The organism is Persicirhabdus sediminis (assembly GCF_016595495.1).
In the GTDB taxonomy this organism is placed as follows: Bacteria; Verrucomicrobiota; Verrucomicrobiia; order Verrucomicrobiales; family Akkermansiaceae; genus Persicirhabdus; species Persicirhabdus sediminis.
The window spans coordinates 26820-39265 of sequence record NZ_JAENIM010000042.1; the positions used below are offsets into that span (position 1 = coordinate 26820).

The following is a 12446-nucleotide window of genomic DNA, read 5'->3' on the forward strand; positions in this document are numbered from 1 at the left end:
AAAGCGGTGCTAAAGCACGCGCACTCTAGACGCCGTGAGCTTAGCTAGACCATCAGCTCATGGGCAGCTGACGCGCTCGCTCAATGGCTCTGCAGCTGGTAAGCAAATACTTACTGCGGGCTATGAGAGCAGGCGTCAATCCACCCGCCAACTTCGTCCACTAATCCAGCACCATTTGCCCGCCAACAGCAGATGGCCCGATTCATGTAAACTGGCACAACGAGCCCTCTGGCATAAAATTGCTGTAGAACAGCAATAAGGCTTGCTGCGGCTGTTCCCCGCGCCCATACAAAGGTACGTAAGGTTTTTTTAGGATCACATTTTACATGAAAATATAATGCAATTAACTATTCTTTCTCGCGCCCCGCAGTGCTACTCAACTCGTAGACTTGTTGAAGCAGCTAACAACAGAGGGCACGAAGTGCTGATCCAGGACCCGTTGCGTTTCGCCATAGACATGGAAGAGGGCGAGCCAGATCTCTATTACAGAGGGAAAGCCATCGATGTTCCTGACGCTATTTTGCCGCGCATCGGCGCATCGGTCACTCGCTATGGCACCACCGTGGTTCGCCAGTTTGAGCAAATGGACGTCTATACTCCAAATACGGCGAGCGGCATTGGTAATTCTCGCGATAAATTGAGAAGTTTACAAATTTTGTCACGTCACGACATTGGCATCCCACGCACCGCATACGTCAGCCAAAAGAGTGATGTAGCTGGCGCGATCGAGCGAGTTGGTGGCACCCCAGTGATCATCAAGCTGATCGAAGGCACCCAAGGAGTTGGAGTCATTTTAGCCGACAAACCAGAAATTGCTAAGGCGATTATCGAGACATTGCACAGCGCGAACCAAAACGTTCTCATTCAGAAATTTGTCGCTGAGAGCAAGGGCAAAGATGTGCGCGCATTTGTCATCAATGACCGTGTGGTTGGTGCGATTCGCAGAACCGCTCAAGGGCAAGAATTTCGCAGCAATGTCCACCGTGGCGGCTTAGCTACCGCAATCACCTTAGATCCAGATTATGAAAAGGCAGCCGTTCGCGCAGCTCAAATCATGGGTTTAAAAGTCTGTGGCGTGGACATGCTCGAGGGCAAAGATGGCCCTCAGATTATGGAAATTAATTCATCGCCTGGTCTGGAAGGAATTGAAGGGGCCACCGGCCTTGATATCGCTGGCGAGGTGATTGATTTCATCTGCGATCAATCCAACATGCCTGAAATTGATTTGCGACAACGCTTAACCGTGAGCCGTGGCTACGGAGTGACCGATATTACGATTCACGAAGGCAGCATGTTCATCGGCAAAACGATTGGTGAAACTGGCCTGCGCGACCAAGATGTGGTAATCCTAACACTGAAGCGTGGCGACTCCGTAATATCTAACCCTAAGTCAACACGACTGCTGGAGGCCAATGATACGCTGCTTTGTTATGGCAGGGTTGATAACATGAAATCGATGATCCCAGATCGACCAAAACGTCAGCGCAAACTGAAACCGTTGCCGGCAACTCCGGTCACTGAAGGCACAACTCTTGAGGAAAAAACCACATTATGAGCAAACAGCGGCGTAAAAAATTGCCCATCGATAGCTGGGGGGATGAGAGCGTTGACCGAGGAGAGAAGAAAAACATCCTACTAAAAGCGGGTGAAACCTTTACCGGAGTAGAAGTCCTGCTGCCGCTGATGGTTTGGCGTGGCATGGAAGACGGCCCCGTGCTCGGCATCACAGCTGCGGTACATGGCGATGAAATCAATGGCACTGGAGCCATTCGCAGCCTGATTCAAGAGCCGCCATTCGAGCTGAAGCGCGGCACGCTGATTCTCGTGCCTGTGGTCAATGTCTTGGGCTTCGAGCGCCATAGCCGCTATACACCTGATCGCAGAGATCTAAACCGCACATTTCCTGGCAGTAAAAATGGCAGCCTAACGGGTCGCCTTGCTCACTTGATCATGAAAGAGGTTGTCGGTCGCTGCGATTACCTCGTAGACCTGCATACCGCAGCCGTACGCCGCACCAACTTTCCTAACGTACGTGCAAATATGGATGACGCCGACTGTGAACGTCTAGCAGAGGTTTTTGGTGCTGAGGTGATCGTCAACAATACTGGTCCTGAGGGATCGCTCCGCCATGAAGCGTGCCAAGCTGGCTGCCCAACCATCATTCTTGAAGCTGGTGAGGCATTAAAGGTCGAACCCTCCGTGCAAGGGATTACGCAAAGAGGGCTGATACACATCATGTCTGAGTTAGATATGATAGACGTATCTGATGACTTACGCCCAGATACCTCACCACACCAAATGATTGTGCAAAGCTCTAGCTGGGTGCGCGCTAGCAATGGTGGATTTTTGAAATTTCACGTCGCCCCCGGAGATACGGTGGATAAAGGTCAACCATTGGCAACAAATACAGGTTTGTTAGGTGGTGAAATCGAGACCATCGTCAGCCCATGCCAAGGGATTGTGTTAGGCATGACCACCATGCCAGCAGTTTCTCCAGGTGATCCTATTTTGCATATTGCTCTCCCTGATACTCGTAAGCAATTCAGGTCACTAGAAAAAAGTGTAGACGGGCTTGAAGAAGATACTCTCGAGAACCAAGTTCGCGATCATCTAGCTACAAATATTACCGTAGTAGATCACATCGAGCTTGATGAGGACGAGATTGAAATCAAAGAAAGTGACGAGGCATGAAGCAAATGACAACCATCGGATGGAGAGAATGGGCGAGCTTGCCAGACTGGGGAATCGTCATTCGGGCGAAGGCTGACACAGGAGCAAAGAGTAGCGCCATTGACTGCTCTAGCATCGAAGAGCTAGCTGGAGATCGAGTTCGCTTCACCTTGCGGCTGTCATTGAAAAGCAACGAAACCCTAACTCTTGAAACCCCCATTGCGATGCGTAAACATGTGCGTAGCAGCACCGGACATGGCCACGACCGTATCTTCGTAGAGACCACTCTGGAGCTCGGAGGTGCGGAAAAGAAAATCCTTGTTAGCCTGACTTGCCGCAAGAGAATGAATCACCGAATGCTGCTCGGGCGCGAGGCTCTAGCTGGGAGTTTCCTTGTCGACAGTAGCGTCGACCATTGGGCGACGCCACGCGTGAAAAAAGCGCTAAAGTGAAACTAGATCGCTGCCAATACAGCTGAGCCCAGCCAGTAGTGATAGAGATTCAAATTCCAGCTGGAGTCAAATTTCAGCTGGAGTCAAATTTCAGCTGGAACGACGCCTCAACTCCTCACTGGTTTTCATAGCCCTTGGCATAGGCACTAAAGAGCCTAGCAGCTGGTTAATTTGCGGTCTGGCTGCATGAACTAAAGCGGTGCTAAAGCACGCGCACTCTAGACGCCGTGAGCACCTCATGGCGGCTAACTAACTTTACGCTGTTGGGCCGACGATTCTGGCTGGCACGCCGCGCACTAACATGCCAGCTGGCACATCTTTGGTGACCACGCTGCCGGCGCCTATCACCACCTCATCACCCACGGTGACTCCGCCGACGATGGTCACATTGGCACCTATCCAGACTTTATTGCCAATAGTGATAGGCTGGCTGGATGTGGTATAGGGCGCATCTCCGTTAGCTGGCTCAGAGACGACGCGCTGGCTAGCATCTAGCGGATGACGCGCACAGCACAGCTGCACACCGGGACCTAACAAACAATCCGCACCAATTTTGATATTCCCCGAGTCTTGCAAAAAACAATTCACGTTGATGAACGTGCGCGGACCAATTTCCACATGCGCCCCGTATTCGCAGAAAAATGGTGGTTCTATCCAAACATCCTCAGCCAGCTGGCCGATGATGGGTTGTAGAATTTCCATGCGATCGCGGCGCGCCATCGATTGGCCAAACTCAGCTAGGGCAGCGCGCGCCCGCCAATACAGCTCAATGAGTTCGTCATCGCGGGTATTGTAGTTTTCGCCAGCTAGCATTTTTTCGCGCTCAGTCATACTCCATGTATAAATCCATCTCGCCAATCTGCAACACCATCAGCGTTTGATGATTGTTACTTGAAAATCTGGCTGGCTGGCAGCAGATTGCCCGCATGGACGATCTATTCTCGTATGCTGAAGAGCAAGCAACCCAATCCGACGATTCCCCCGCTGCGCAAATTGCCCAGCTGCGCGAACAAGTTGCCCGCCACGATAGACTTTATTACAACGAAGCTCAGCCAGAAATCTCAGATGCGGATTACGATAAACTCTTCCGCCAGCTAGAGCTGCTAGAAAAAAAACACCCCGAGTTGGATGATGCCAACTCACCAACCAAACGTGTGGGTGGCGCGCCGCTAGATTCGTTCTCACAAGTCGAGCACATCCTGCCGATGCTCTCCATCGATGATGTCTTTTCTGAAGAAGAAATGACCAGCTTCTACCAGCGCGTACAAAAGGCACTGGGAGAATCATCCATCCCAGTCGTCGTTGAACCAAAGATTGATGGTGTCGCCGTTAGTCTGGTCTACCGTCACGGTCAGCTGGATTACGCAGCTACTCGTGGTGACGGACGTCACGGCGACGACATCACTAACAACGTCAGAACGATTGGCCGCATTCCGCTCACGCTTCCAGCTGGCGCGCCTGAGCTGCTCGAAGTTCGCGGGGAAATCTTCATGCCTAACTCTGGGTTCGCTAAAATGAACGAAGAGCGCGATGAAGCTGGACTGCAGACATTTGCCAACCCACGAAATGCCACCGCTGGCACCCTCAAACAACTCGATCCTAAAGAAGTGGCCAAGCGCCCGCTAGACTTCATCGCTCACGGCATCGGCGCGTATGAAGGCGACGAGCTCGACAACGAAGATCAATTTCACAAACTGCTAGACCAGCTAGGTATCCGCCGCAACGACCCGATCTGGCACTGCGATTCACTCGATGGTGTTCTATCAGCCATCCGCGAGCTAGATGAAAAACGCCACCACTTCGACTACGGCACCGATGGCGCTGTGGTGAAACTGCTAGACTACGAACAACGTGGCGAACTGGGTGCCACCTCACGCGCACCGCGCTGGGCATCCGCCTACAAATACCCACCCGAGCAGGTAGAAACATTGCTGCGCAACATCACCATTCAGGTAGGCCGCACCGGCGTGCTCACCCCAGTTGCCGAGCTAGATCCGGTTCACGTATCCGGCACCACCGTGTCACGTGCCACTCTGCACAACGAAGAAGAAATCCAGCGCAAAGACGTTAGACTTGGCGACACCGTGGTCATTGAGAAGGCTGGCGAGATCATCCCAGCAGTGGTCAAAGTAGTGCTCGATAAACGTCCAGCTGACGCTCAGCCATTTGATCTGGTAGACTACGTCGATGGCAAATGCCCGTCGTGCTCGGGTCCAATTTCCCAACAAGAAGGCATGGTAGCCTGGCGCTGCACAAACTTCACCTGCCCGGCGCAAGCGGTCACCAAGATCGTTCACTTTGCCTCACGCAAGGCGCTCGACATCGACGGACTCGGCGAATCTATCGCCGTGAAGTTAGTTGAATACGGGCTGGCGCAAACACCGCTCGATTTGTTCCAGCTATCAGAACAGCGGCTTGCCGAACTAGAGCTCGACCCCGCAGTGAATAAATCTGGCGCCGAATCAAAAGCCCGCCGACTTGGTGAAAAACGTGCCGAAACGATTCTAACTTCACTCAACAACGCAAAGAACAAAATGCCATTAGCGCGCTGGATCTTTGCCATGGGCATTCCACAAGTGGGCGAGTCTGGCGCACGCGAGTTGTCGCGCCTGCACGCATCGCTGTTTGATCTATCAGCTAGCGAAATCCTCAAAGACATCCAGCTGGCATCCCAGCTAGAAGCCGAGCGCAAGTTTGTCTCACCAGGGAATAAATCTAACCCACCAGCTAACGAGGTGGAGAAAGAGAAACGGAAACGCCAGGTCGAAGACATCAAAGACCAGCTGGTCGTCGTCAATACCAGACTCGAGCCCTATCAGGTCAGCTCAGAAGTGGGCCCAGCCACGGTGCAGAGCCTGCTCAGCTACCTACAATCCGACGCGGGCCAGCACATGCTCGCCCATCTTCGCGAGCTAGGCATCAACCCGCAGTCAGAGAACTTTGCGCCGCTTCCAGCTGAAGCTGGCGAGTTAAAATTCACCGGCATGACCTTTGTCATCACCGGCACACTTTCGCAGCCAAGGTCGGCATTTAAGAAGCGAATCGAAGAAGCTGGCGGAAAAGTTTCAGGTTCTGTTTCAAAGAAAACCAGCTTCCTTTTATCCGGCGAAGGTGGTGGTTCAAAGTACGATAAAGCCCAGTCTCTCAACGTTTCCATCCTCGACGAAGCCGCCTTTGAGACGATGATTAATAGTTAAGTTGAATCAAATTCATCCAAAAAAACTCCCCTCCTGACAAACTTGTGTTTATCTTGGCATGTTCGCTGCTGTGCAGCTGGCATGTCCCAAGTTAAGCTCAATGTTCTTGCGGTGAAGAACCCATCAATCCGCACCCTACACTTCACGTGGATTGCGTTTTTCATCACCTTTATGGTGTGGTTTAACCACGCGCCACTCGGTTCCTTCATTACTGAAGCCTTCAATCTAACCAAGGCTCAATGGAAAGCCCTACTCATTGTTAACGTCGCCCTAACTATTCCAGCTAGGATTATCGTCGGCATCTTGGTCGACCGCTTCGGCCCCCGCCTAACTTACTCAATATTACTCTTCATTGCAGGTATCACCTGTATCGCATTCTCCCTCTCACAGAGCTACGAACAACTAGCCATCACCCGATTCCTCATGGGCTTCACCGGTGCTGGATTTGTTATTGGCATCCGCATGGTTGGTGAATGGTTCCCTGCTCGCCAAGTTGGTCTAGCAGAAGGTATCTACGGTGGCTGGGGTAACTTCGGTTCAGCAGCATCCGCCATGATTGTGCCATCACTCGCTACCTTCTTCGCCTATAAGTTTGGCGGCGAACACGGCTGGCGCTACGCCATTGCTACCACTGGCCTCATCTCCATGGTTTATTCCTTCATCTACTACGCCAACGTTCGCAATACCCCTAAAGGAGCTACTTACTTCAAGCCGAAGAAAGCTGGCGGCCTAGAAGTAAGCACACGTCGCGACTTCTACTTCCTGCTTATCATGAACATCCCGATGTACCTTGCACTCGGCCTGTTAGCATGGAAACTTTCCCCATCAGGTGTAAGCCTCATCTCCACTAACATCATGTATGTCTGTTATGCCGCTCTGCTAGCGCTGTTCATTTTCCAAGTCACCCAGCTGTACAAAGTAAACAAAGACATGCTGAAGAATGGTGTACCAGAAATGCACCGCTATCCATTCCGCCAGGTAGCCATCCTCAATGTGAACTACTTCATCACCTTTGGCTCTGAGCTCGCAGTGGTTTCTATGCTGCCATTTTTCTTCATCGACACCTTCGGGTTAGACCCAGTGAAAGCTGGCATGTTAGCCGCTGGCTTTGCATTCATGAACCTCGTTGCTCGCCCAGCTGGCGGTCTTCTGAGTGATAAATTTGGCCGTCGTGTCACCATGCAGATCTTCATGGTTGGCCTCGCCATTGGTTATTTCGCTATGAGCCAGATCGGTAGCGCATGGCCTCTAGCACTTGCTGTTGGAGCCACCATGATGTGCTCATTTTTTGTCCAGTCAGGTGAAGGTGCTGTATTTGCCATGGTCCCGCTGATCCAGCGCCGCATGACTGGGCAAATCGCCGGCATGACGGGTGCTTACGGCAATGTTGGAGCGGTGGTCTTCCTGACTGCATTCTCCTTCGTTGACGCCTCCACCTTCTTCCTTATCATTGCGGCAACTAGCGCCGTTGGCTTCGTCGCATCCATGTTCCTCAATGAACCAAAAGGACATATGAGCGAGGTTCTACCTGACGGCTCCGTCGAGCTGATCGAAGTGGGCTAGTCACTAACGAACCCGCTACATAGTGAAACTTGAACTATCATTAGGAATATGTGTTGGCCAACACTCCGCTGCAGGAGTGAAGGATGAAAACTGGGACTGCCTCGGCATCCGAGTACCTAATGATAGTTCTCTCGCAACCAAAGGAATAGCCGCCGTTCTAGCTGATGGAGTTAGCGCCGCCAGCGCTGGCAAAGAAGCCGCCGCCATCTGCGTACAAAACTTCCTCGGTGATTATTACTCTACGCCAGATAGCTGGCAGGTAAAAACCTCCGCCCAGCGCGTACTAACATCTCTCAATCGCTGGCTCTATAGCCTCACCCAGAGTGGTGGCTACGAAGAAGAAAAAGGCTACATTTCTACCATCTGTGTGGTGATCTTGAAATCCCGCACCGCTCATTTATTTCACGCTGGTGATTCGCGAATCTACCGGCTGCGTAAGGGAAAGCTCGAGCAGCTCACCAAGGACCACGACGTCCAATTTAACAAAACAACACGCTATCTCAACCGCGCCATGGGGCTGAATGTCTCACTGCGCGTCGACTACAAAACCGTCGAGTTAGAACAAGGTGACATCTTCCTAACGACGACTGATGGCATTCACGATTTTCTCAGCCTAGAAGAAATGACCAGCCAGCTAGAAGCGGCTGAGTCAGCTAGCGAGTTAGACACCATCGCTGGAAACCTAGCAGCTCAAGCTTTACTCAACGAAAGCAAAGATAACCTCAGCTGCCAGATCATTCGCGTGGATACGCTGCCCGCAGCTAACCGCGATGAATCGATGCGCCAGCTCAGCGAGCTACCATTCCCGCCCGACCTCAAAGCGGGAGACAAACTCGATGGCTTAGAAATCATCCGCACACTCACCGAGAGCCCGCGCAGCACACTCTATCTGGTGCGCGATCCAGCCAGCCAGCTGGAATATGTGCTCAAGGCACCGTCGGTCAATTTCATCGACGACCCCGCCTACATCGAGCGATTTGCCATGGAAGAATGGATAGGCAAACGGCTCGAACACAGAAACTTACTGAAAATCATTTCCCGCCCTAACGAGCGATCAGCACAGTACTACCTGATGGAGCACATCATGGGCACGCGGCTGAGTGATTGGATTGAAGCCTACGGCAAATCTCCCGACATTCAGGAAGTCATTCGCATAGCTGGCGAGATCATTTCCGGCATTCGCGCGCTGCACCGCAAGGAAACGATCCACCAAGATCTCAAACCCGACAACATCCTGCTAGATCGAGATGGGCATGTTAAAATCATCGACTACGGGTCTAGCCGCATCGCAGGCATTGACGAGATCAGCGTGAATTTCGACCGCGAAGTTGCGCTGGGAACCGTCGACTACAGCGCGCCAGAATACCGACTCAACATCGATGCCACCACCGCCGCCGATCAATTTTCCATCGCCATGATCATCTATCACATGCTCACTGGCGACCGCTCACCCTACGGGAAAAAATGGGAAAAGGCTAATAACCTGCGCGATTTCAGCCTGCTAGAATATCGACCTAGCTACCAGATCCAGCCACTTGTGCCGCTATGGATGGATCAGGCATTAGAAAAAGCACTGCGCATCAACCCAAGCCTGCGCTACGACAGTTTGTCTGAATTTCTCCAGGACCTCAAGGCACCTAACCCCGAGTTCCAACGAGCCAAATTCCAGCCACTGCTAGAGCGCAACCCACTGCTCTTGTGGAAAGGCATCAGCCTGATTTTATTTATCCTGCTAATACTCTCCCTAGTTTTTTAGCCAGCTAGATCACTGAGCGATGAGCACAGGATAGTCGCCGCTGAAATCCCAAACGGATGCATTCCAGCTGACAAATGACGACTGCTCAGCCATCTCAGCAGCGGTCAGGCCAGTCACTGAGCCAGCGGAACTTTGTTGGCCAGATCCATCGATGCTCCAATAATTACGCTTTAAATTACCCGAGGCATGAACCCCTAGCAGACCGCCAACAGAAGTCTCAGCTGTAACAAACGCCAGCGAATGGCATTCGGTGATCGCGGTATTATAGCAACTGCCCAACAGCCCGCCTACCATTTCATAGCCTGTGACATTTCCTGCCGCATAACAATATTGAACGGTGCTGTTCTCGGCCTCACCTAGCAGGCCACCAGCTCGTGTGGCGCTGGTTTTCCCAGCTAGCATAACAGAGCTCACATCCGATGAGCTATAACAATATTCGATGACACATTTGCGCTGAGCAAGGCCTACTAAGCCGCCAACAAATTCCCAGCCAGTAACCTTACCCGTAGCATATGAATTGCGAATCACAGCCTCGTTGCTAGCATCACCAACTAAACCACCCACATAGCTGTTGCTAGAGCTTACATTCCCGCTAGCCCAACAATCTTCTACCAAGCCGGTAGATCCATACATCGCGCCGACAAGACCACCTATGCCGGTCTGGGTGGCGGTAATATTTGCCGCTGAGCTAGATGATATGATTTCCGCATAATACAGAGTTCCTACCACACCTCCCACGGCATTGACTCCAGTGACGGAGCCGCCTAGCACATGGCAATTTTCAATCACCGAATCCTCGGCGTAGGCAGCTAATGCACTAACATCAGCCCACCCGACAATATTAACCTCATCCATCACCACGTTAGAAATTCTCGCATCGTAGAGTTCGCTAAACATGGCCACGCCTGATGCTTCAGGCTGATTGATCGCCAAGCCAGATATGGTGAATCCATTGCCGTCGAACTCGCCAGAAAATGGTTCCTCGAGGGTACCTACCCCAGCAGCTACCTCTACACCTGCCATAGAAACATTTCTTGTTAGTTTAAATGAATCGCCCCACAGAGAGCTGTCTGAGAATAGCTTTTGCAAATGGACTGCCGCGGCTATCTGATAGGGATCATCACTCGTTCCTGAGCCCGCGGCGAAACCGGTTGTTGGATCAGTGGTGACTTCATCTACCAATTGCTCAACTTTGTAAAACCCACAGGCAAAATCAAGCTGCTGCTGCCACGAAGCCGCGCTCCCATCAGCCAATTCATCAATCAGCTGGAAGCCATCTATCAAGTTCTCACTGAACCAGATTTTGTACCCCGAAGCCTGATCGTTAGCCTGCCAGCTGAGTACACAGTTGCCGCTGTCCAGCTGTATGCTGACATTCACTGCTGGATCATTGGCTGAGGCTCCAGCCAGACCAATAGCTAGAAATAAGGGTGTAAAAATGGCAGTATTGATAGATTTAACGTCAATCATTAACATGTTATTTGAAAATTAATTAAAATAAAAAAAAGTCAGACCAATAACAAGCTAGCGCATTGATCTACAGATAATTCACCTTCTAATCTAATTAATTTAAAACGTAACAAAAGACCTCAAGCCTATACAGTCGTTCACAACTAAACAACTAAACACCCTTACTCATTGAAAACCAACAGTGAGATTCCGCGAAAAAATACCACCCCGTTAATGCCTTGATAATAAATGGACTACAATCAAGAATCCAGTTTCTCGGTTTAGCTAAAACCTAGCAGGATAGATATTTCCCGCATCCAGCCAGCACATCCAAAGCTGATAGAAATACCAGCTGGGTGACAGCCCAACAACTAACAGCATTCTATACTGTGCTAGCTTCCAGCTCGGCAGCTAGTTGCTGTTGGCGTCTAGTCATCTTGGTGATCACGAAGTAGGCTAGGATAGCACAGGCAATATCGATCACAGAGGTCACGGCATCAAACATAGACGAAACCATCAGCTCGTCGATGGTATCCAGAGGTAGCTTGCCTGAAATGCGGCTTAGAAATCTAGCGATGATCCACGTCCACCACCAAGGGGCTAACTTCATGCCCTTTTCTAATCCAAACGCCACATCACGCATTTGTTGAACAGCTTGCAATGGCTTCCATAAATTCGCAATGGGGCAAAAATACCACGCAAGAGAGGCTACGGGAGACATCAAATGATCAGATCCCCCGTGTTTGGCCTCATTCAATGCCCACGTATTTTTCATCGCGCGGATTGTCCACATGCCAAAAGTTATAAATGTGGCGATGTAAACCACGAGTACCAGAATAGCAATACCGCCCAGAGCACGCTCCACCTGCTCAGCACGAGCATAATTCAGATCAACCTCAAAGGTAGTTAGCACCGAATAATAAAGCACGTAAGCCATACCCAGCAGAGCTGACGCCACAGCACACGCGAGCAACAGATAACCTAACACTCTACCAAGCCCCTTGATATCTCTAAAGGAACCGTACTTAGAATCCGCTCCCACACCTGGGGTTCCAGCATTCACATCTAAGCCACTAGCCGTTACGACATATGGGTTTGTTTCAGCGCTCATGGCGGAAAACTAACGAAATAACATCTCATAACAAGTCGATATTTTGCCTAAACTCGCTATTATCAGACTCTGACAGGGCCCAACAAACAGGATAGCAATACCAGCTGGTTGATGATTAAGAAAACCAAACTACCTAGCTGGATGATGGCGGCGTCAGCCAGCAGCAAGTGGTTGACGATTAGCTAAGTCCTAGAAAACCAGAGCTTGGGGAAAATGGGGCAATACAAGTGTTTGCGAATTTTCACAAA

At 51.0% G+C, this 12446-nt stretch carries 9 protein-coding genes; 6 read left to right on the plus strand and 3 right to left on the minus strand.

Annotation, left to right across the window (positions count from 1 at the left end; all coding sequences use genetic code 11):
• Positions 1-337 precede the first annotated feature (337 nt).
• The 3 genes from JIN82_RS12450 to JIN82_RS12460 are packed head-to-tail and all read left to right on the plus strand — an operon-like array spanning position 338 to position 3122.
• Complete coding sequence (locus JIN82_RS12450) at positions 338-1555, plus strand: RimK family alpha-L-glutamate ligase (RefSeq protein WP_200311978.1); 1218 nt, start codon at positions 338-340, stop codon at positions 1553-1555.
• The gene (locus tag JIN82_RS12455; RefSeq protein ID WP_200311979.1) at positions 1552-2691 is read left to right on the plus strand and encodes a succinylglutamate desuccinylase/aspartoacylase family protein; all 1140 of its coding nucleotides are present in this window, start codon (positions 1552-1554) and stop codon (positions 2689-2691) included. Before JIN82_RS12450 ends, JIN82_RS12455 begins: the two co-directional genes overlap by 4 nt.
• Complete coding sequence (locus tag JIN82_RS12460; protein WP_200311980.1) at positions 2688-3122, plus strand: ATP-dependent zinc protease family protein; 435 nt, start codon at positions 2688-2690, stop codon at positions 3120-3122. The genes JIN82_RS12455 and JIN82_RS12460 overlap by 4 nt, the downstream gene beginning before the upstream one ends.
• A gap of 255 nt (positions 3123-3377) precedes the next feature.
• Here JIN82_RS12460 and JIN82_RS17520 read toward each other — a convergent pair whose 3' ends face one another.
• The gene (locus tag JIN82_RS17520) at positions 3378-3953 is read right to left on the minus strand and encodes a sugar O-acetyltransferase (protein ID WP_325099509.1); all 576 of its coding nucleotides are present in this window, start codon (positions 3951-3953) and stop codon (positions 3378-3380) included.
• A 95-nt stretch (positions 3954-4048) separates the two neighbouring features.
• Between JIN82_RS17520 and ligA the strand changes: the two genes are divergently transcribed.
• From ligA to JIN82_RS17615, 3 genes are all read left to right on the plus strand, one after another.
• Positions 4049-6319, plus strand: coding sequence for an NAD-dependent DNA ligase LigA (ligA, locus tag JIN82_RS12470; protein WP_200312074.1), 2271 nt, complete (start codon positions 4049-4051; stop codon positions 6317-6319).
• Between the two features lie 81 nt (positions 6320-6400).
• Positions 6401-7882, plus strand: coding sequence for a NarK family nitrate/nitrite MFS transporter (locus JIN82_RS12475; RefSeq protein WP_200311981.1), 1482 nt, complete (start codon positions 6401-6403; stop codon positions 7880-7882).
• A gap of 22 nt (positions 7883-7904) precedes the next feature.
• Positions 7905-9638: a bifunctional protein-serine/threonine kinase/phosphatase gene (locus JIN82_RS17615; protein WP_200311982.1), complete on the plus strand. Its 1734-nt coding sequence runs from the start codon at positions 7905-7907 to the stop codon at positions 9636-9638.
• A 9-nt stretch (positions 9639-9647) separates the two neighbouring features.
• On the opposite strand, the gene JIN82_RS12485 is transcribed toward JIN82_RS17615, so the two are convergent.
• Together JIN82_RS12485 and JIN82_RS12490 are read right to left on the minus strand one after the other, a co-directional pair.
• Positions 9648-11108: a GLUG motif-containing protein gene (locus tag JIN82_RS12485; RefSeq protein WP_234041995.1), complete on the minus strand. Its 1461-nt coding sequence runs from the start codon at positions 11106-11108 to the stop codon at positions 9648-9650.
• 361 nt (positions 11109-11469) lie between these two features.
• The gene (locus JIN82_RS12490) at positions 11470-12198 is read right to left on the minus strand and encodes a DUF4328 domain-containing protein (protein WP_200311984.1); all 729 of its coding nucleotides are present in this window, start codon (positions 12196-12198) and stop codon (positions 11470-11472) included.
• Between the last annotated feature and the right edge of the window lie 248 nt (positions 12199-12446).

Excerpts from the sequence above, each read along its gene's own strand:
- JIN82_RS12455 (WP_200311979.1), top strand. The coding sequence starts at position 1,552 with ATGAGCAAACAGCGGCGTAAAAAATTGCCCATCGATAGCTGGGGGGAT.
- JIN82_RS12485 (WP_234041995.1), bottom strand. The coding sequence starts at position 11,108 with ATGATTGACGTTAAATCTATCAATACTGCCATTTTTACACCCTTATTT.
- JIN82_RS12460 (WP_200311980.1), top strand. The coding sequence starts at position 2,688 with ATGAAGCAAATGACAACCATCGGATGGAGAGAATGGGCGAGCTTGCCA.
- JIN82_RS12490 (WP_200311984.1), bottom strand. The coding sequence starts at position 12,198 with ATGAGCGCTGAAACAAACCCATATGTCGTAACGGCTAGTGGCTTAGAT.
- JIN82_RS12475 (WP_200311981.1), top strand. The coding sequence starts at position 6,401 with ATGTCCCAAGTTAAGCTCAATGTTCTTGCGGTGAAGAACCCATCAATC.
- ligA (WP_200312074.1), top strand. The coding sequence starts at position 4,049 with ATGGACGATCTATTCTCGTATGCTGAAGAGCAAGCAACCCAATCCGAC.
- JIN82_RS17520 (WP_325099509.1), bottom strand. The coding sequence starts at position 3,953 with ATGACTGAGCGCGAAAAAATGCTAGCTGGCGAAAACTACAATACCCGC.
- JIN82_RS12450 (WP_200311978.1), top strand. The coding sequence starts at position 338 with ATGCAATTAACTATTCTTTCTCGCGCCCCGCAGTGCTACTCAACTCGT.